Source organism: Streptomyces sp. NPDC104814 (genome assembly GCF_055583185.1).
In genome coordinates this window covers 389,064-408,723 of sequence record NZ_JBVJOL010000001.1, presented here as the reverse complement: position 1 = coordinate 408,723, position 19,660 = coordinate 389,064, and the positions used below count along the sequence as shown (strand labels likewise).

At 75.0% G+C, this 19,660-nt stretch carries 17 protein-coding genes and 1 pseudogene; 5 read left to right on the top strand and 13 right to left on the bottom strand.

What is annotated here, in order from left to right; genetic code table 11:
- The first annotated feature begins 149 nt into the window (after positions 1-149).
- Positions 150-2,960 (top strand): helix-turn-helix transcriptional regulator, encoded by a 2,811-nt coding sequence (locus tag ACZ64A_RS01655; protein ID WP_469807522.1) that lies wholly within the window; start codon positions 150-152, stop codon positions 2,958-2,960.
- Positions 2,961-3,172: 212 nt separating this feature from the next.
- Positions 3,173-3,967, top strand: coding sequence for a S1 family peptidase (locus ACZ64A_RS01650; protein WP_469807520.1), 795 nt, complete (start codon positions 3,173-3,175; stop codon positions 3,965-3,967).
- Positions 3,968-4,144: 177 nt separating this feature from the next.
- Here the strand turns inward: ACZ64A_RS01650 and ACZ64A_RS01645 are convergent, their stop codons facing one another.
- On the bottom strand, positions 4,145-5,245 hold the full coding sequence (locus ACZ64A_RS01645) for a winged helix DNA-binding domain-containing protein (RefSeq protein ID WP_469807519.1): 1,101 nt from the start codon (positions 5,243-5,245) through the stop codon (positions 4,145-4,147).
- A gap of 222 nt (positions 5,246-5,467) precedes the next feature.
- Here ACZ64A_RS01645 and ACZ64A_RS01640 point away from each other — a divergent pair, with 222 nt between their 5' ends.
- On the top strand, positions 5,468-5,779 hold the full coding sequence (locus tag ACZ64A_RS01640; RefSeq protein WP_469807518.1) for a DUF3040 domain-containing protein: 312 nt from the start codon (positions 5,468-5,470) through the stop codon (positions 5,777-5,779).
- A 109-nt stretch (positions 5,780-5,888) separates the two neighbouring features.
- On the opposite strand, the pseudogene ACZ64A_RS01635 reads toward ACZ64A_RS01640, so the two are convergent.
- The 12 genes and pseudogenes from ACZ64A_RS01635 to ACZ64A_RS01580 form a co-directional block, all read right to left on the bottom strand.
- A pseudogene (locus tag ACZ64A_RS01635) lies at positions 5,889-6,804 on the bottom strand (glycosyltransferase family 2 protein).
- Positions 6,801-7,664, bottom strand: a complete 864-nt coding sequence (locus tag ACZ64A_RS01630; protein ID WP_469807517.1) for a glycosyltransferase family 2 protein — start codon at positions 7,662-7,664, stop codon at positions 6,801-6,803. The pseudogene ACZ64A_RS01635 and the gene ACZ64A_RS01630 overlap by 4 nt, the downstream one beginning before the upstream one ends.
- Positions 7,661-8,593 carry a glycosyltransferase family 9 protein gene (locus ACZ64A_RS01625; RefSeq protein WP_469807516.1) on the bottom strand — a complete coding sequence of 311 codons (933 nt, stop codon included), beginning with the start codon at positions 8,591-8,593 and terminating at the stop codon, positions 7,661-7,663. The genes ACZ64A_RS01630 and ACZ64A_RS01625 overlap by 4 nt, the downstream gene beginning before the upstream one ends.
- The gene (gene rfaE2, locus ACZ64A_RS01620; RefSeq protein WP_469807515.1) at positions 8,590-9,987 is read right to left on the bottom strand and encodes a D-glycero-beta-D-manno-heptose 1-phosphate adenylyltransferase; all 1,398 of its coding nucleotides are present in this window, start codon (positions 9,985-9,987) and stop codon (positions 8,590-8,592) included. Before rfaE2 ends, ACZ64A_RS01625 begins: the two co-directional genes overlap by 4 nt.
- Positions 9,988-9,994: 7 nt before the next feature.
- A complete protein-coding gene (locus ACZ64A_RS01615; protein WP_469807513.1) occupies positions 9,995-10,585 on the bottom strand; it encodes a D-sedoheptulose-7-phosphate isomerase in 591 nt (196 codons plus the stop codon).
- 98 nt (positions 10,586-10,683) lie between these two features.
- On the bottom strand, positions 10,684-11,904 hold the full coding sequence (locus tag ACZ64A_RS01610) for a glycosyltransferase (RefSeq protein ID WP_469807512.1): 1,221 nt from the start codon (positions 11,902-11,904) through the stop codon (positions 10,684-10,686).
- Positions 11,901-12,833, bottom strand: coding sequence for a glycosyltransferase (locus ACZ64A_RS01605; RefSeq protein ID WP_469807511.1), 933 nt, complete (start codon positions 12,831-12,833; stop codon positions 11,901-11,903). Before ACZ64A_RS01605 ends, ACZ64A_RS01610 begins: the two co-directional genes overlap by 4 nt.
- Positions 12,830-13,816, bottom strand: coding sequence for a glycosyltransferase family 9 protein (locus tag ACZ64A_RS01600; RefSeq protein ID WP_469807510.1), 987 nt, complete (start codon positions 13,814-13,816; stop codon positions 12,830-12,832). Before ACZ64A_RS01600 ends, ACZ64A_RS01605 begins: the two co-directional genes overlap by 4 nt.
- Positions 13,813-14,394 (bottom strand): D-glycero-alpha-D-manno-heptose-1,7-bisphosphate 7-phosphatase, encoded by a 582-nt coding sequence (locus ACZ64A_RS01595; RefSeq protein WP_469807509.1) that lies wholly within the window; start codon positions 14,392-14,394, stop codon positions 13,813-13,815. Before ACZ64A_RS01595 ends, ACZ64A_RS01600 begins: the two co-directional genes overlap by 4 nt.
- Positions 14,391-15,395, bottom strand: a complete 1,005-nt coding sequence (locus ACZ64A_RS01590; protein WP_469807508.1) for a glycosyltransferase family 2 protein — start codon at positions 15,393-15,395, stop codon at positions 14,391-14,393. Before ACZ64A_RS01590 ends, ACZ64A_RS01595 begins: the two co-directional genes overlap by 4 nt.
- Entirely contained in the window at positions 15,392-17,041 is a 1,650-nt protein-coding gene (locus tag ACZ64A_RS01585; protein WP_469807507.1) for a carbamoyltransferase family protein, read from the bottom strand. Before ACZ64A_RS01585 ends, ACZ64A_RS01590 begins: the two co-directional genes overlap by 4 nt.
- A 149-nt stretch (positions 17,042-17,190) precedes the next feature.
- A complete protein-coding gene (locus ACZ64A_RS01580; protein WP_469807505.1) occupies positions 17,191-18,153 on the bottom strand; it encodes an NAD-dependent epimerase/dehydratase family protein in 963 nt (320 codons plus the stop codon).
- A 131-nt stretch (positions 18,154-18,284) separates the two neighbouring features.
- On the opposite strand from ACZ64A_RS01580, the gene ACZ64A_RS01575 reads away from it, so the two are divergent.
- Complete coding sequence (locus tag ACZ64A_RS01575) at positions 18,285-19,076, top strand: polysaccharide deacetylase family protein (RefSeq protein WP_469807503.1); 792 nt, start codon at positions 18,285-18,287, stop codon at positions 19,074-19,076.
- A gap of 131 nt (positions 19,077-19,207) precedes the next feature.
- Positions 19,208-19,651, top strand: a complete 444-nt coding sequence (locus ACZ64A_RS01570; RefSeq protein ID WP_469807502.1) for an SRPBCC family protein — start codon at positions 19,208-19,210, stop codon at positions 19,649-19,651.
- The last annotated feature ends 9 nt before the right edge of the window (positions 19,652-19,660 follow it).

Below are 19,660 nucleotides of genomic sequence, written 5' to 3'. Positions count from 1 at the left end.
CGGCAGCGTTGTCATTCAGGGAGACGGCGCTGTGATTTTTTCGTTGCGCAAGGGTGTTGTTATATCCCTCACGACATCGTCCGTCCGAATTTCCTGCGCGGTTGCCTAGAATTTGGCCCGGACACGACACACGGAGGGGAGCGGTAACCGTGCGACGGGACTTCCAGGAGCCTGCCCGATGCCGCCCCGACCTGGTCATCGGCCGGGAGGAGCTGTTCAACACGGCGCGTGAGCGGCTCGCGTCCGGAGGCAGCGTGCTGCTGCACGGGCCGGCCGGAATAGGAAAGTCGACCGTGCTGCGGGCATTGGCCGCGGAAAACTGCTTCCAGTCGGGCACCGTCTTGCGCTGCTCGGCGACCGAGTCCGAATCCCATCTGCCCTTCCTCGCCCTCGCCGACCTGTTCGGGCTGGTCCTCGACCGGATCGCCGACCGGCTGCCCGGCGCGCAGCGCACCGCCCTGGAATCGGCGCTGACCGGCCGGGGCGAGTCGACCCTGCAGCGGGACGGTCTGGCGCTGCGGCTGGCCGTGCTGTCGGCGCTGCGGGCGCTGGCCGAGGACGGGCCGGTGCTGGTGGTGGCCGACGACTTCCAGTGGCTGGACTCGGCCAGCGCCGAGCTGCTCGGTTTCGCCGCCCGGCGCCTCGGCGACACATCGGTGCGCATGCTGTGCGCGGTGCGCACCGAGGCGCAGGAGTACGACCGGTATCTGCGGGCGTGTCCGCCCGACACGCTGGCGGTGCGGCTCGGTCCGCTCACCCGTGCGCAGGTGTCCGCGCTGCTCGGCCACCGGGGGTACGGCGGCTTGCCGCGGTCCACGGTGCGCGACATCCACCGCACCAGTGGCGGCAATCCGCTCTTCGCCCTGGAGCTGGGCCGGGCGCTGGCCGAGAACCCGACGCCGCCGCGGCCGGGCGAGCCGTTGCCGGTGCCGACCTCGCTGCGCGCCCTGGTGCTGAGCCGGCTGAACCTGCTGTCCGACGAGGCCCGCCGCACCCTGCTGGTGGCCAGCGCCGGTGCCCGGCCGACGGCGGCGCTGCTGCACGCGGCCGGCCGGGACCACGCCGAGGCCGAGTGCGCCCAGGCGGCCGAGCTGGGGCTGCTCGCGACCGAGCCGGAGGCTCCGGCGGTGCGGTTCGCGCATCCGCTGATCTCCGCCGCGCTGTACGCGGAGGCGCCCGCGCACGAGCGGCGCGCCGCGCACGCCGCCCTGTCCACGGCCGCCTCGGACCCGATCGAGCGGGCCCGGCACCTGGCGCTGGCCACCATCGGCACCGACCCGGACGTCGCCGCGTCGCTGGCGGAGGCCGCCGCGCTCGCCCGGGACCGCGGGGCCCCGTCGGTGGCCGCCTCGCTCGGGCTGCTCGCCGCCCGGCACACACCGGCCGACGGCAATCCGGACGAGCGCCGGTTGCAGGCCGCCGAGGACGCGATCACGGCCGGGGAGGTGGACCTCGCCCGGGACATCGCCCGGGAGGTGCTCACCCGGGCCACCGTGCCGGCGGAGCGGGTGCGGGCCTGGATGGTGGTGATCGAGGCGGCCGGGCAGGCCCTCGGTGACGTGGACGCCGTCTTCCCGCAGGCGCTGGCCGATGCCGGTGACGATGCCCGGCTGCTGGCCCTGGTCCACTACCAGCTGGCGTGGCGCGCCCTGGTCGTCGAGGGCGACTTCGCCGAGGCCCGGCAGGAGGCCGCGCACGCGGCGGAGCTCGCCGCGCGGGCCGGGAACCGGCGTACCGAGCTGATGGCGCTGTCGTTCCAGGCGTCCACCGAGACGCTGATGGGCCACCCGAGCGCCCCGGTCACCGTCAAACGCGCGCTGCAGGAGCCGCAGGACCCGTATGTGGCGTGCCATCACAACGGCGCCGGCGCGGCCCGCTTCCGCTGGCTGCTGATGAGCGATCAGCTCCCCGAGGCCCGTACGACGATCAGCGCGCTGCTGCGCGAGGTACGCCGGCGCGGCATGGTCGAGAGCGAGGTGCACTTCCTGCGGGCGCTGGCCGAGACCGAGTTGCTGTCCGGGCACTGCGGGCGGGCCCTGGATCTGGCCCGCGAGAGTCTCAGGCTGGCCCGTGACTCGGGGATCGGCGAGGGCGCCTCGGCGATGCTCGCCTCGCTCGCCGAGGCGTCCGCCGGGGACGTCGGGCATGCGGAGGCGCTGGCCCGGGAGGCCGCCGCGCACGCCGAGGAGGACGGCGACCAGATGTACCTCTCGCGGGCGCTGGCCGCCCTCGGGCAGGCGCAGCTGGTCGCCGGGGACGCACGCGGGGCCGTGGTGTCGCTGCGCCGGGTGCGGGAACTGGAGACGGGACTCGGCATCACCGACCCGGCGCGTGGCCGCTGGCACGGCGACCTCGCCGAGGCTCTGGTGCGGATCGGCGAGGTGGGCGAGGCGCAGGAGGTCATCGGCACCGCCCGCGAACACGCGCTGCGGCTGCACCGGGAGAGCGTGCTCGCGGTACTGGACCGGGCCGGGGCGCTGGTGCGGGCGGCCCGGGGCGACACGGAGGCCGCGCTCGCTCAGCTGACGTCCGCTCAGGACCGGCTGGCCAAGCTGGGGTACGGCCTGGAGGAGGCGCGGGCCGCGTTCGAGCTGGCCCGGCTGCGCTCGGGGCGGCCGGGACCGACGTCGTATGACGAGGCGGCGCGGCTGTTCAGACGCTGCCGCGCGCTGCCGTGGCTGCGGCAGGTGGAGGCGGCCGCCCAGGACGCCACCGCCGCGGCGGCCCAGCGGCCGGCGCCCGCGCCGGCCGGACTGCACAGCGCCCTGGACTCGCTGGCCTCGATGGAGCGTCAGGTGGCGGGCCTGGTCATGGAGGGCGCCACCAACCGGGAGATCGCCGCCCGGCTGTTCATCAGCGTCAAGACCGTGGAGGCGACGCTGACGCGGGTCTACCGCAAGCTGGGGATCCGCTCCCGGGTGGACATCGTCCGGCTGGCGGCGGGGCGTCACGCGAAGTGAGGTCGGCGCGGGTTAACTGCCTTCGTGGGTCAACGGCGGGGCGACCGAGGGTTTTCCCTGCCCGCCTCCGTTAGGGGGTTCCCTCATTGGGAGGGCGGTGGCGCGGGTTCTAGCGTGAGGGACGTGCCGCTCGCCCGGGCACACGGGGGTCGGTCCCGCGTCTCCCACACACCCGTGCGAAACCCCCCACCGGCCACCCACCGAGGAGACTGATGTTCGGGCTCACCCGTGCGAGATCGACCGTCGGCAGGACCGCCGCGGCCATCGCCGTCGCCTCCGCAGCAACGCTCTTCAGCACTCCCGCCGCCGTCGCCGCCCCGCAGCCCGTCGTGGGCGGCACGACCACCACGACGACGGCGTACCCGTTCATGATGCAGATCACCGACGCCTCGCAGAACCAGTTCTGCGGCGGCACTCTCGTCGCCCCGACCAAGGTGGTCACGGCCGCGCACTGCATGGCCGGCGAGACCACGTCCAGCGTGCGGGTCGTGGGCGGCCGCACCTTTCTCAACGGCACCAACGGCACGGTCGGCCGGGTCAGCAGGATCTGGGTCGACCCCGACTACACGGACGCCTCGAACGGCGACGACGTGGCCGTGCTGACGCTGTCGGCGCCGATGCCGTACACGCCGGCGAAGTACGTCGCGCCGTCGGACACGGCGGTGTACGCGGCGGGCACCACGGCCCGCATCCTCGGCTGGGGCACGACCGCGGAGAACGGCAGCTCCTCCAACCAGCTGCGCACCGCCACGGTCCCGATCGTGTCCGACGCGAGCTGCAAGACTTCCTACGGCTCTGACTTCGTGCAGAGCGACATGGTGTGCGCCGGGTACTCATCCGGTGGCGTGGACACCTGCCAGGGCGACAGCGGCGGTCCCCTGCTCATCGGGGGCGTCCTGGCAGGGATCACTTCCTGGGGGGAGGGCTGCGCGGAGGCGGGTTACCCGGGTGTGTACACCCGGCTGACCACCTTCTCCGGCCTCGTGACCGCGCAGGTCACGTCATGACGCGCTCATGACCCCAGAAGACTCCTGAGTATCCCTCAGGTGATTACCAGGGGGGCGTTGCGGGCTTCCACGAGCAGCCCGCACCGCCCCCCTTCCAATGCCCGCAAAGGGACCTCGGGGCCGAGGGCCGGCCCAGGGGGTCCGCCGCTCGCGTGCTCGCCTTCGCCGGCCTCGTCGTCACGGCCGTACCGTGCCGAAGCGGATGTCGTACGACGAGTCCGGGTGCAGCGTCGCCAGCATGCGTTCCGCCTCGGCCGTGATCCGCGCACGCGGGCCCTTGCCCAGGGCGGTGAACGGCTCGATGACGAGCGCGTCCTGTTCCAGCGCCCACAGGCCCGCGAGGAAGCCGTCCAGGAGGAGGGTGCGGTAGGCCTGGTTGCCCTGCCAGCTGCGGCCCCAGTGCTCGGGCGGGATGACCCGGCTGCGGTCGGCGTGCGACAGCAGCAGGTTGTCGAACTCCGGCAGGAAGCGGGGCGGGGCCGGGGTGTCCGGGTCGGGGCGGGGTGCGTCGGGCAGGTCGAACAGCTCCACCCCCTGCTCGTCGCGGAAGGTGAGCAGCCGGGGCCTGAGCCGTTCGAAGGCGTCGCGCAGCCGGGTCAGACCCGCCCAGGTCTGCATGTCCTTGACCGAGGCGGGGCCGAAGGCGGCGAGGTAGCGCAGCACGGTCGCGTCGGGGCCGGCGGGCGGTTCGGTGGGCCGGCCCAGCCAGTGCTCGGCGGTGGTGAGCGCGACCTGCCCGCTCGCGCCCCACACTCCGCGCGGGGTGACCTGGACGAGCGGCAGGGTGCAGCGGGCGGCGATCCCGAGGGCCTGCGGGTCGGCGTCCGGCCAGTACCGGTGCAGTGCCTCGCGCAGTTCCTTCAGGGTGCGCGGCCGCTCTTCGACGAGGTCCCGGGCCAGTACGGCGAGCCGGCCGAGGTCGACGCCCGTCAACCCCTTGCGGAAGGCGGTCAGTTCGCGTTCGCGGGCGGGCTGCACCAGGGGGCGCAGGGTGAGGCAGTCGTCGGCGGTGTGGGTGTGGATCGTGGAGCGCAGGGTGACGATGCGGGCGACGGAGCGGTCCTCCATGAGCCGGGAGAGCTGCTCGGGTGCGAAGCCGTCGAGGCGGGCGGCGAGCGCGTAGTACGGCGGTTTCACGTTCTGCGCCTGCAGTCCGAGGAGGTGGGACACCGCCTGCTGGACCGGCAGCGGCGAGCGCCGCAGCAGCAGTTGGCGCTCCAGGGTCGCGCGGTTGAGGGCACGGGCGCCGAGTACGGGAGCCGTCGTCGTCTTGGCCATGAACCGCACGTTAGCGCCCGTTGCGGACAGCTGCTGTCCGCAATCGCTTCCCTTGTCGCCGGGTGCCGACCCGGCGGGCGCCCCGCCGGTCGCCGGGGCGGGCGGCGTCGCGGCCGGTTAGCCCCTGCGGCGGGCGGGGCACCCGCGAGGGGCACCCCTGCGGCGTTTCCCCTGGGGCACCCCCGAAGTACGCCCCTCCCGACGTTTCCCCCTGGAGGCACCGTGTCGATCGGCCGACTCCCCGACCATGAACAACGGATACTGGACGACCTGGAGCGTGACCTGCGGCGCGACCGCCGGCTCACGCGCCGGCTGCGCACGCTCCAGCAGCGGCGGCGGGCGTCCTGGCCGGCCCGGCTGGCCGCCTACCGGCCGCGTCCGCTGACCGTCGCCGCACTGCTCGCGGTGGCCGTCGGACTGATGGTGAGCGGCATCAGCACCTCGCATCCCGCGGTGATCTGGGCCTTCGCCCTCGTCTGGCCGGTGACGCTGTTCGCGGTGTTCCGGCTGCTGTGCCGGTGGACGGAGCCATGAGAGCTCCCTCGGCGCCGTGAGGCGGGAGCGGGGCCGCCGCCTCGACGGTGACCCCGCTCCCGCTCGTCGCGTACGGGGCACCCTGCTCCTCAGCGATCCTCAGCGCTCCTCAGCCCACGTAGCGCCGGGCGTTCGAGCGCCGCTGGGTGTCCTCCAGCAGCCGCATCCGCGCCTCGATCTCCGCGGGCAGCACCTTCCGCTCCCGCAGGACCCACGGCAGCTCCCGCAGGACCCACGGCAGCGCGGCGGCCTCGGCGAAGGCGCGCAGCGACACCGTGTCGCGGGGAACCGTGCGCGCGAGGTGCACGGTGCGGCGCAGCGCGGGCCGGGCCGGCCGGCGCAGCCAGGTGAACCACAGGGTGTTGCGGATGCCGTGCGCCCGCCGCAGGGTGGCATCCCGGTTCCGGGACGGCTGATGATGGATCGTCAAATGCTCGGCGTACGTGAGCCACCAGCCGTTCGCGGCCAGGTCGGCGGCGAGCAGCTCCTCCTCGCCGCCGAGCCACAGCCGTGGAGGGAAGCCGCCCGCGGAGCGGAACGCCTCGGTGCGCAGCACGGTCGCGGCGGCCAGGAAGGAACCGGGCGCCGGGCCGGGCAGCCAGCGGGGGCCGCGGAGCGGAGAGTTGCGCAGTTCCTCGGTGATCGGGTCCTCGGTGGAGCCGGGTTCGAAGAGGATGCGCGCGGTGACGGTGCCGAGCGCGGGATGCCGGTCGAGCAGGTCGGCGGCGCCGGAGCGGGCGCCGGGCGACCACCAGGAGTCGTCGTCGCACAACGCCACATAGGGGGTGCGGACTTCACGGACCGCGAGGGTGCGGCCGACGGCGCCGAGGTTGCGGCCGGGCCGCAGCCGGCCGTATCCGCGGATGCCGTTCGGCGACGGCTTCGGCGGTGCCGTCGGCGGAGGCGTTGTCCACGACGGTCACCGGCGGCTTCTCGGGGAGCTGTGCCAAGTGACCGAGGGTGCGCAGGAGTTCGGCGCGCCGGTGGTGGGTGATGACGACGACGGTGGTGCGCGGGTCGGTCATGGGCGGGCTCCGTCGAGGGTCCGGGCGGCACGCTCCAGGTGCGGCGGCAGGAGGCGGCGGGCGCGCAGTGCGGCGGGCAGACGGGCGAAGGTCTCGCGCAGCGCCTGCCGGGCGACCGGGTCGTGGCGGGCCTGCCCGGCCAGGTCGCGGGTGAGGGCCAGGGCGCGCGGCAGGGGGCGGCGCAGCCAGGCGGTGAGGACGTCGTTGCGGCGCTGGGCGGCCGGGCGGCCGGGGCGGGGCGACGCCGGGTCGGGGTGGTGGTGGGCGACCACGTCGGGGCAGTGGGTGACGCCCCAGCCGCGCGCGGCGAGGTCGTAGGCGAGCACGGTCTCCTCGCCGCCGAAGAACAGCACCGGGTGGAAGCCGTCCGCGTCCAGGTAGGCGGTGCGCCGCACCACACTGGCGCAGGCGAGGAAGCCGAGCACCTGGACGCCGGGCAGGTCGGCGGCGGGGCCGAGCGGGGAGCGGGCGAGGAGGCCGTTGAGCGGGTCCTCCTCGTCGGCGGGGCCGACGAGGGTGCGTGCCGCGATCAGCCCGAGCCGGGGATGGGCGTCGAACAGTTTGCCGGCGAGTTCCAAGGCGCCCGGCTCCCACCACGAGTCGTCGTCGCTGAAGGCGATGTACGGCGTGGACAGGGCGCGCACGCCCTCGGTGCGGGCGAGCGCGCCCCGGTTCTCGGCCAGCGTGAGGACGCCGACGTGCGGGAAGTCGCGGGCGATCAGAGCGCGGGTGTGGTCGCGGGAGGCGTTGTCCACGACGAGGATCTCGGGCCGCTCCGGCAGGGCGGTCAGCCGGCGCAGGGTGCGGGCCAGGCGGTCCGCGCGGTCGCGGGTGGCGATGACGATGCCGAGGTGGGTCATGACGGCAGCCGGTCGTGGGCGTGCAGGACGTCGTCGGGGGTGATCCGCAGCAGTGCCGGGTCGGGCCGGACGCCGTGCGGGTCGCCCTCGTCGGGGCCGGGGCACCACAGGACCTGGTGGCGCGGGTCGTCCGGCGGTCCCCAGCGGCTGGGCGCGACGGGCCCGAACAGGGTCACCGAGCGGGTGGCGTGGGCGACGGCGAGGTGCGCGATGCCGGTGTCGCCGCTGATCACGGCGCGGGCGCCGGCCACCAGGGCGGACAGGCGGGCGAAGGGCAGCCCGCCGCCGAAGGTGTCGGTGTCGGGCAGCCGGGCCGCCTTGGCGAGCCGGGCGACGAGGTCCTCCTCGCCCTCTCCCCCGGTGACGACGACGCGCAGGCCGCGTTCGCGCAGGGCGGTCGCGACGGCGGCGTACCGCTCGATCGGCCAGCAGCGCGACGGCGCCCCCGCGCCCGGGTGCAGGACGACGGCGTCCGGCGCCGGGGACGGTCCGGGCGGTGCAGGCAGCCGCAGGTCGGCGGGGTCGGCGGGGACGCCGTGGAACTCCAGGAAGCGGCACCAGCGGTCCCGTTCGTGTTCCTCGGCCCACCACGGCGGGCCGTCGGGGCGGGCGAAGGCCCACAACCGGCGCGGGTGGAGAGCCTGGAGCACGTCGCGGCTGGGCGGCCCGTTGCCGTGCAGGTCGACGGCGACGTCGGGCGGCGGCCCGGTCCAGTCGATGCGCCGCGGTACGGCCCGGCCGGGCGCGGCGGCGGGCAGCAGCCGGTCGACGGCCCCCGTGGCGTCGGCGACCGGCGCGAGCGCGGCGGGAGCGGCGAGGATCAGTTCGTGGCCGGGGAAGCCGCGGCGCAGGGCGCGCAGCGCGGGCACCCCGGCCAGCAGGTCGCCGAGGCCGAGGGCGCGCAGGACGAGCAGCCGGGGGCGGGTCACCGGGCACCCTCCGCGGCGCGGGCGATCAGCGCGGTGGAGGACCGCCCGTCGAGGTAGGGGAGCAGGACGGCCTGTCCGCCCCACTCCCGCAGCAGCGCCGCCTCGGGCAGGTCGGCACCGGTGTAGTCGCCGCCCTTGACCCAGACGTCGGGGCGCAGTCCGGCGAGCAGCCGCTCGGGGGTGTCCTCGTCGAAGACGGCGACCGCGTCGACGCAGCCCAGCGCGCGCAGCACGCGGACCCGGTCGGCGAGCGGGTTGACGGGGCGGCCGTCGCCCTTGCGGCGGCGCACGGAGTCGTCGGAGTTGACGCACACGACGAGGCAGTCGCCGATGCGCCGGGCGGCCTGGAGCAGGCCGACGTGCCCGGCGTGCAGCAGGTCGAAGCAGCCCCCGGCGGCGACGACGGTCCCGCCGGCGGCGCGGACCCGGGCGGCCACGGCGAAGGGGCCGTCGGGTGCTGCGTCACCGGCCGGCGGGGCGGGGGCGGCGGGGGACGGCGGGGTGATCGCGGTGGCGCCCCCGGCCCCGACGAACGCGGTCGCCGCGGCGACGGCTCCCTGGAGCGCCTCGCCCACGAGCAGCCCGTCGGCTAGGAGCCCGGCCGCGGTGGCGGCGAAGCGGTCGCCGGCGCCGCACGGGTCGCCGTCGTGGGCGGCGGGCGCGGGCACGAGCAGCGGGTGGTCGCCGTACGACAGCAGTGCGCCGCGCACGCCGAGGGTGACGGAGACGGCGCCGACCCGCCAGTGCCGGACGAGGGCGGCGGCCTGCCCGGCGGTCCGCCGCAGCTCCCCGCCCGGCGTGCCCGTCCCGGCGTCCGTCTGCCGGGCGAAGCCCTCCGCCTCGGAGCGGGCGGGCGTGACGAGCCGGGTGCCCGGCACCGGCGGGCCGCCGCGCGGATGCGGGTCCCAGACCAGCGGGGGGCGTTCGGCCAGCGCGTCCCGCAGGGCGTCGGCGGCGCCGCGGCCGTAGTCGGACACCAGCACGGCGTGGGCCGCCCGGAGCGCGGCGCGGGCCTCGTCGGTGGCTGCGCGGACGCGTCCGTCGCCGCGGTCCAGGCGGACCACGGGGCGGCCGCCGGCCAGCACACGGGTCTTCTCGGACAGCGCACCGGTCAGCGGCAGTTCGATCAACTCCAGCTGCCCGGCGACAAGTTCGCGCAGCCGCTCGCTCGCCGGGTCGTCGCCGAGGCCGGTGATCAGGGTGACGGGCCGGCCGTCGGCGGCCGCGAGGTACGCGGCGAGCGCGGCGCCGCCGGGCCGGACGCGTTCCTCGCAGCCGGCGACGACCGGCACCGGCGCGTCCGGCGCGAGGCGGTCGGCGCTGCCGGTCAGGTCCCGGTCGAGCAGGGCGTCGCCGACCACGACGAGGGGGGCCTTGGAAGAGCCGTGCGTCATCGTCCGCTCACCTCCCGTGGATGCGCTCCACTGCCGCGTCGAACGCCTGGCAGATCATGTGCACCGCGACCAGATGGAGTTCCTGCACGGTCGCCGTGGACGCGGCAGGCACGCACAGCGCCTCGCCGCTGCCCGCCATCAGCGGATTGGGGGCCGCGCCGGTCAGCGCCCACACGCTCAGCCCGGCCTCGCGGCCCGCGTCGGCGGCGGACAGCAGATTGGCGCTGGCGCCGGACGTGGACAGCAGCATCAGCACGTCGCCGGGGCGGCCGTGCGCGCGGACCTGGCGGGCGAACACCTCGTCCACGCCGTAGTCGTTGGCGATGGCGGTCGTCGCTGAGGTGTCGGCGTGCAGGGCGATCGCGGAGAACGGCGGCCGGTCGTCGCGGTAGCGTCCGACCAGCTCGGCGGTCAGGTGCTGGGCCTGCGCGGCGCTGCCGCCGTTGCCCGCGGCGAGGAGGCGTCCGCCGCCGCCGAGCACCTTGGCGAGCTGCTCGCCCCACCGCTCGGTGAGGCAGGAGCGTTCCTTGAAGTGGGCGAGCGCGTCGAGGAGTTCGTCGCAGTGCGCGGCCACCGGCGACGGTGCGTGGGTGCTCATGCCGCCCCCTTCCGTGGGTGCGGGGGCGCTCGTGGCGCCGCCCTTCGTGGGTGCGGGGGCGCTCGTGCCGCCGCCCCTGGTGTGTGCGGGGGCGGTCATCACGCCACCTCCGTGCGCAGCCCGCGTCCGACGGCGACCTGGCGGTAGACCTGCTCCACGCCGTCCGCGACCCGGTGCCAGGTGTAGCGGGCGAGGACGCGTTCCCGCCCCGCCTGGCCCATACGGCGGCGCAGGCCGTCGTCGCCGAGAAGGTCCCGTACGGCCGCGGCGACCGCCCAGGCGTCGCCCGCCGGGACCCGGCGTCCGGTGACGCCGTCGGCGACGGAGTCCTTGTGGCCGCCGACGTCGGTGGCGACGACCGGCACACCGCACGCCATGGCCTCCAGCGGCACGATGCCGAACGGCTCGTACACCGGTGTGCACAGCACCAGGTCGGCGCTGCCCATGACGGCGGGCATGTGCGCGGGGTCGACGGCGCCGATCAGCCGCACCCGGTCGGCGACACCGGCCCGTTCGGCGAACTTCAGCAGCCGCTGGGCCTCCGGGTCGGTCTCCAGCAGTCCGGGCGGCGGGCCGCCGGCGATGAGGAGTTCGGTGTCGGGGATCCGGGTCAGGGCGCGGATCGCCTTGTCGTAGCCCTTGCGGCGCACGAGGCGTCCGCAGGACAGGATGCGGTGGCGCTGCTCGCGCGGCGGCACATGGCGGCGGTCGCGGGCGCCGGGGTGGAAGTGGTCGGCGTCCACACCGCACGGCACCACGGACACGGTCTGCGGCAGGACGCCCATGCCGGCGAGTTCGTACACCTCGTCGGTGCAGGTGGCCAGGACGCGGCTGCAGGTGCGGCCCAGCTGCCGCTCGATGCCGATGCGTTCGAAGGGGCTGGTGTCGCGGCGGCCCTGGTGGCGCCGCTTGACGGTGCCGAGGGCGTGGAAGGTCTGCACGACGGGGACGCCGTGGGGGTGGGCACCGATGCGGGCGGCCATGCCGGACATCCAGAAGTGGGCGTGCACGGCGTCGGGCCGCTCGCGCTGCCACGCCCGTGCCAGGTGGGCGCCGAATCCGGGCATGTACGGGAACAGCTCGTCCTTGGGGAGGGGCCGCGGTGGCCCGGCCGCCACGAGCTCGACGACGGTGCCGCCCGGCATGGTCACCCGGTCGGGCAGGTCCGTGGAGTCGCGCCGGGTGTGGACGGTGACGTCGTGTCCGCGCGCCGCCAGCTCCTCGCTGAGACGGGCCACGTACACGTTCTGGCCACCGGCGTCGACCCCGCCGAGCACCGCGAGCGGGCTCGCGTGCTCGGACACCATGGCGATCCTCATCGGGTCACCTCCTTGAGCAGCCGCTCCCAGTCGTCGAGGAAGCGGGTCAGTCCGTAGCGGGCGAGCACCGCGGCGCGTGCGCCCTCGCCGACCGCGCGGGCGTGCAGGGGGTCGGCGGCGAAGTCCCGTACGGCGTCTTTCAGTACGTCGATGCGGTTGGAGACCACGCCGGCTCCCTCGGGCACCGCCTCGGTCACCTCGGTGGTGGCGAGCGCCACGACCGGCATCCCCAGGTGCATCGCTTCCAGCAGGGACAGGCCGAGGGAGGTCCAGCGGACCGGGTGGAGGTAGAGCCGGCGGCGCGCCATCTGCGCGTGCAGGTCACGCTGCGGCAGGTCGAAGGTCGCGACGCCGGGCAGCGCCAGCCGGTCGGTCTTCATGCCGAAGACGTCCAGCGGGGCGGCCTCGGCGAAGAAGGGCAGCAGGTCCGTGCCGGTGGTACGGCCGCGGCGGACGGGCTCGTTGACGACGACGGCGGCGTGCGCGACCTCGCCGGTCCACAGCGGGCCGGGATCGACGATGCCGTGTTCGACGACGGCGGTCGGGGCGCTGCCGTTGTCCCACATCAGCCGGTTGAAGTGGGTGACGTGCACGATCGGGACCGCCGACTGGTCCGCCATCGGGTGCCGGGTGTCGGGCACGTCGCCGTGCGGGGCGTTGTGCTCCAGGTAGACCATCGGCGGGCGGCGGCCCAGCCATGCGTCCACGAGGGCGAGTTCGTGCGGGCGTTGCAGGACGACGAGGTCGATCTCCTCCTCGCGCAGCCGCTCGGGCGCCACCTCGAGCACGCTGTCCGGCCAGTCGAAGGTGCGGGCGCGGCCGAGGCCGTCGGGGCCGCGGTCGGGGGTGACCGGGACGAGGTAGGTGTGCGGGCCCTGGACGAAGGACGTCGTCCACGAGCCGTGCACGTGCCAGATGAGGATCCTCATGCCTGCATCACCTTCTCCGCTGCGGCGACCACGTCGTGGGCGGTCACGGACTGAAGACACGGGTGGCCGGGGACGGGACAGGTGCGGGCCCGGCTGCCGGCGCAGGGCGCGCTCTGGTCGCCGAGCAGCACGTACGGCACGCCGTAAGGGCGCCAGCGCTCGGCCGGGACGACGGGGGCGAACAGGGAGACGACGGGGGTGCCGACGGCGGCGGCGAGGTGTGCGGGGCCGGTGTTGCCGGTGACGACGGCGCGGGCCCGGGCGAGGACACCGGCGAGCGTCGGCGCGTCGGTACGGCCACCGAGGTCCAGGCCGGCCTCCCCGGCGACGTGCGCGGTCAGTTCCCGCTCCCCGCGCCCGCCGGTGACGACGACGCGGTGTCCGGCGGCGGCGAGTTCGCGTACGGCCTCGGCGCAGCGGCCGGGGCTCCAGGCGCGGGCGGGGACGCTGGCGCCGGGGTGCAGCACGACGTAGGGCTGCTCGCCGGTCAGTTCGCGGGTGTCGGGCGGGGGCAGGACGGCGAGGCGTCCGTCGTCGACGCGCGGGAAGCCCGCGGCCTCGGCGAGGTCGAGGGCGGCCTCCGCCTCGTGGGCGTGCGGGGCGCGCCGGTGGCGTACGTCGAGCAGGGAGCCGGGGTGGTCCACGCTGTCGGCGGCGAGGTGGCGGACCCCGGCCAGCCGCAGCAGGAGCGCGGTGGGCAGCGGTGACTGGTGGAAGGACGTCAGGATCAGCCCGGTGTCGGCGTCGAGGGTGTCGGCCAGCGCGTCGATCTCGGCGCGCCGTACCGGCGGTGGTGCGAATCCGGCCCAGGGTGCGTCCCAGACGACGACCTCGTCGACGCCGGGCAGCATGCGGGCGGCGGGCTCGCCGAGCGGCCCGCACAACAGGGTGACGTGGTCGGCGCGGGCGGCGACGGCACGGATCGCGGGCCCGGCGAGGAGCACGTCGCCGAAGCTGTCGAGCCGGGTGACGAGCGCTCTCATCGCGCCTCCCAGTAGGCGTGGGCGACGGGGCGTTCGTCGAGCAGGACCCGGCCCCGCGGCGGCCCGTCGAGGAGGGCGCGGACGGCGGTCTCCAGGTTGGGTGCGACGTGTGCGGCGCTCGCCGTCTCCTCGGGGCGGGTGACCGGAGTCGGGACGAGGATGCCGTGGGCGCCGGCCCGGCGGGCGGCCTCGACGTCGGCGCCGATGTCGCCGACGACGGCGAGCCGGCCGGCGGGTGTGCACAGCCTTCCCGCGGCCCACAGGATCATCCCGGGCTGCGGCTTGCGGCACCGGCAGCCGTCGTCGGGGCCGTGCGGGCAGAACGCGAACACGTCGAAGGGGCCGAGGAGTTCGTCCACGCGCTCGTTGACGCGGCGCACGTCGGCCTCGGTGATCAGGCCGCGGGCGACACCGGACTGGTTGGTGACGACGCCGGTGCGGATGCCGTGGGCGCGCAGCAGCTCGACGGCCTCGCGGGCGCCGGGCACGGGGCGCACCCGGTCGGGGTCGCCGTTGTAGGGCACGTCCTCGACGAGGGTGGCGTCGCGGTCGAAGAGCACCGCGCGGATCGCGGTCACAGCGCCACCTCCCGCCAGGGCGCGGCCCCGCGATGCCGGACCAGGCCGTTCAGCCAGTGCCAGGTGGCCGCGGGCGGGATGAGCACGCTGGTGGCGAGCATGGTGCCGACCTCGTGCCGGGTGCGCGGTCCGGGCGCGATGCGCGCCCAGGCGAACTCGGCGGTGCCGGCCGCCCAGCCCAGCGCGGCGAGGACGGCGGCCTGCCGGTGCCCGGTGAGGGCGCAGCCGACGGCGGTCAGGGCGGCGGCGGTGGTGGCGATGTGGCCGCGGATGCGGCCGCGCGGGGCGAGCGCCCGGTGCCACCAGTCGGGGCCGTGCAGGTACCGCATGAGCGCGTCGTCGGCGTTGCCGCGCTGCTGGCGCAGGGACACCCAGCGGTCGGCGGGCCGCACCGGGTGCCGGGTGGTGCGCCGGCCCTGCCGGATGCGCCATCCGGCGTCGAGCACGCGCAGGGCGAGGTCGGCGTCCTCGCGGAAGGCGCGCCGGAAACGTTCGTCGAAGCCGCCGACCTGCTTGAGTGCCTCGGTGCGGTAGGCCATGTCGGCGGTGATCCAGCGGGCCTGCGCGAGGCCGGCGGTGGCGCGTTCCCAGTCGGTGGGCCGCCGGTGCCCGGGCAGGGGAACGGCGATGACGCCCTGGACCGCGCCGGTGTCGGGGGTGGCCTCTTCCAAGTCCTGCACCAGCTGGGCGCACCAGTGCGGGCCGACCTGGACGTCGTCGTCGAGGAAGGCGACCCAGGGGGCGGTGACGGCCTGGGTGCCGGTGTTGCGGGCGGCGGCGGGTCCGCGTCCCCCGCTGGTCACGACGAGGGTGCGCTCGCGCAGGTCGCCGAGGACGCTGAGCGGGTGGTCCAGCGCCGCGGGGTCCGGGTCGGGGCCGGGCCGGTCGTCCACGACGACGATCTCGTCGGGATACGGTCCGGTCGCGGCGGCGAGCGCGGCGAGGCAGTCGGCGAGCGTGTCGCGCACCAGCGACGGGATCACCACGGCGTAGGCGGTCATGCGCCGTGTCCCTTCGCACAGGCCCGGCCGCGGCGCACCGCGTACGGGCCGATGGCCAGCAGGTCCACGGGCGCGGAGCCGAAGCACTCCAGCGCGTCGCGCGGGTCGTCGACCATGGGCCGCCCGGCCGTGTTGAGGCTGGTGTTGACGACGACGGGAAGTCCGGTTCGGCGCTCGAACGCAGCAAGCATGCGGGCGACGAGCGGTTCGCGGCGTTCCTCGACGGTCTGGATGCGGGCGGTGCCGTCGACGTGGACGACGGCGGGGATGCGGTCGCGCCAGTCGGGGTGCACGTCGTGCACGAAGAGCATGTACGGGCTGGGCAGCGGCCCGTCGAACAGGTCGGCGGCGCGTTCGGCGCGGACCATGGGCGCGACCGGGCGGAACTCCTCGCGGCCCTTGACGTGGTTGAGCCGCTCGAGGTTCTCGGCGCGGCCGGGGTGGGCCATCAGCGAGCGGTGGCCGAGCGCGCGGGGGCCGTACTCGCTGCGGCCCTGGAACCAGGCGACGATGCCGTCCCGGGCGAGTTCCTCGGCGACCGTTTCGGCGATGTCGTCGGGCCGCTCGTAGGGCACGCCGGCCGTCTCCAGCCAGGCGCGCAGCTCGTCGTCGCTCCAGCCGCGGCCCAGGTCGGCGCCGGGCATGGGCTCGGTGTCCTCGGCCTGCGCGGCGAGGAAGAGGGCGCCGCCGAGGGCGGTGCCGGCGTCTCCGGCGGCGGGCTGCACCCACACGTGCCGGAAGGGCCCGCGCTGGGCGATCCTGGAGTTGGCGACGCAGTTGAGGGCGACGCCGCCGGCCATGGTGAGGGCCTCACCGCCGGCCTCCCGGTGCAGCCAGTGCACGAGTTCCAGCAGGGTCTCCTCCAGCACGGCCTGGGCGCTGGCGGCGAGGTCGGCGTGGTCCTGCGTCCACGGCTCGTCCTTGCCGCGGGCGGGGGCGAAGGCGGCCCAGTCGACGCCGTGGGCGCGAAAACCGCCGTCGCCGGTGGCGTGGACGTGCTGCCTGAGCCGGTCGAGGAAGCGGGGGGTGCCGTAGGAGGCGAGCGCCATGACCTTGAACTCGTCGCTGGAGCGCAGGAAGCCCAGGTGCGCGGTCAGCTCCTCGTAGACGAGGCCGAGGGAGTCGGGCAGGGCCTGGGTGTGCAGGGTGTCGAGTTTGCCGTCGTCGAAGCGTCCGGCCAGGTGGGAGGCGGATTCGCCGCGGCCGTCCAGGACGAGGACGGCGCTGTCGGGGTGGGGTGAGGCGGGCCCGGCGGAGGCGGCGTGTGCGACGTGGTGGGGGACGAAGACGACCCGCTCGGGGTCCAGGCCGGGCAGCGCCTCGGCCAGGAACTCGGGGGCGCGGCGGGCGTACTCCAGGCGCAGCGGGTCCCAGGGGTCGTCGAGCCCCATGTCGGCGGCGGGCCGGGCGAGCTTCGGGTCGAAGGAGTACGTGACGGCGTCCAGCTCCTCCGGCCGCAGCCCGGCGTGTTCCAGACACCAGCGCGCCGACAGCTCGGGCAGTTCCCAGGCGGAGAACGGCAGGGGCCGTTTGCCGTGCTTGCGACGGCTGAAACGCTCTTCCTCGGCGGCGGCGACGGTGCGCCCGTCCACGACCAGAGCGGCGGCCGGGTCGTGGAACAGGGCGTTGATTCCAAGGATGCGCATGGGGCTTGCTCCGTCCCGGGAGGCGGTCGGGGGCTCTGGGCTGAGCGGGTGCCGCGGTGCAGCTGACTCAAACACTTGGAGACAGCTACGACCGAAATCCGCTGATATTCCACCCTGAGTAAGGACAAATCGACCCCGCGCAAAGCGGCTCAGGCGGCCACGGACCGCGAGAACCAGCCAATCGTGCGCTTCAGGCCCTCGGTCCAGTCGACCTGGGGCCGCCAGCCCAGCAGCTCGCGGGCGAGCAGGGTGTCGGGGCGGCGGCGGCAGGGGTCGTCGACGGGGCGCTCGACGAAGCGGACGCGGGAGGCGGAGCCGGTGAGGTCGATGATCCGGCGGGCCAGCTCCAGCATGGTGATCTCGTCGGCACCGCCGATGTTGACGGGTCCGGTCTCGCCGGAGGCGGCGAGGGCGAGGATGCCGGTGACCGTGTCGTCGACGTAGCACAGCGAGCGGGTCTGGCCGCCGTCGCCGGCGACGGTGAGGGGCATGCCGTCCAGTGCCTGCGCGATGAAGGTGGGCACGGCGCGGCCGTCGCCGGTGCGCATACGGGGGCCGTAGGTGTTGAAGATGCGCACGATGGCGGTGTCGGTGCCGTGGACACCGCGGTGGGCGGTGACGAGGGCCTCGGCGAAGCGCTTGGACTCGTCGTAGACGCTGCGCGGGCCGTTGGGGTTGACGTTGCCCCAATAGGTCTCGCGCTGCGGGTGCTCCAGCGGGTCGCCGTAGACCTCGGAGGTGGAGGCGAGCAGGAAGCGGGCGCCGTCGGCGTGGGCGCGCTCCAGGGCGAGGCGGGTGCCGGTGGAGCCGACGTCGAGGGTCTCCAGGGGCAGCCGCAGATAGTCGGCCGGGGAGGCCGGGCAGGCGAAGTGCAGCACCAGGTCGAACCGGCCGGGCAGGGCCCGCCAGGCGGCGGGCTCCGTGGCGTCGCCGCGCACGAAGCGGAAGCCGGGGCGGGTGTTCAGCTCGGCCACGTTGGCCCGGGAGCCGGTGGCGAGATTGTCCAGGCAGACGACGTCGCAGCCGCCGTCCAGCAGCCGGCCGCACAGATGGGATCCGACGAATCCGGCGCCACCGGTGACCAGCACCCGGCGCCAGGGGTGTGCGCTCACGGGGTCTCCTCACTCTCGCCATTCACTTGCGTGTCCGCGCGAGTAACCCCGTGAGCACCGTCACATACATGCGATCGGGTAGCGATCATGGACTATACACCCTGCGTATACACGCTATGTATAGTCGCCCCATGCCTTCACTGACCAGGAAGACGACAACAACGGGGGCCGCGTTCCGGGGGGCGGCGATTCTTTCGGCCGCCGCCGCGGTGACGCTGGCGCTGAGCGGCTGCACACGGCTGGACACCACCGCGCCGAGCACCGCCCGCGCGCATCCCACGGCCACCGCCCAGGCGGCCCGGTACGGCGCCGTCGACTGCCGCCAGGCCAGGTGCATCGCGCTCACCTTCGACGCCGGGCCCAGCGAGAACTCCGCGCGGCTGCTGGACATCCTGAAGCAGAAGCAGGTGCCGGCGACGTTCTTCCTGCTCGGCGAGCGGCACATCGAGAAGTACCCCGAGCTGGTCAAGCGGATGGCGGCCGAGGGCCACGAGGTGGCCAGCCACACCTGGGACCACAAGATCCTCACCCAGATCGAGCCGGACGAGATACGCGACGAGCTCAAGCGCCCCAACGACGCGATAGAGAAACTCACCGGGCGCAGACCGACACTGATGCGTCCGCCGCAGGGCCGTACCAACGGCACGGTGAACGAGATCTCCAAGGAGATGGGCCTCGCGGAGATCCTGTGGAGTGTCACCGCGAAGGACTACACGACGAACGACTCCGCGCTCATCCAGAAGCGCGTGCTCGACCAGGCGTCCCGGGACGGCATCATCCTGCTGCACGACATCTACCCCGGCACCGTCCCCGCGGTCCCCGGCATCATCGACGCCCTGAAGGAACGTGGCTACGTCTTCGTGACGGTGCCCCAGCTCCTGGCCCCCGGGAAGGCGGAGCCCGGGAAGGTCTACCGGCCCTGACGCCTCGCGGCACACCACCCCGGGAGGCGCAAGGGTGAGCGGGCGGTGGCCGGGCCGCCGGAGGGGACACGCAGGGGGGTCGAACGGACGGGACGGGCCGCCGGACCGGCCGGGTTCTCTAGGATCGCGACGTGGTCCACTTCCGCCTCGAACGCACGGTCCCGCTCCCCCAGGCGGAAACCTGGCGCCGCCTGACCCACTGGCCCCGGCACGGCGACACGGTGCCGCTGACCCGGGTCGGCGCGGTGCCGCCGGGACCGACCCGGCACGGCACGGTGATCGTCGCCCGCACGGGGCTCGGCCCGCTCGGCTTCGCCGACCCGATGGAGGTCACGGCCTGGCAGCCGCCGACGGACGACGCACCCGGCCTGTGCCGCCTGGAGAAACGCGGCCGTGTCGTCCTCGGCTGGGCGGAACTCACCACCCACCCGGGCCCCGGCGGCCGTACCCGGGTGGAGTGGCGCGAGGAACTGCGCGTCCGCTTCCTGCCTTCCCTCGCCGACCCCCTGCTGCGCACGGCATGCCGAAGCGTCTTCGGCCGCACGCTGAACCACCTGCTCAGAACGCCGGACTGACCGCCCGGC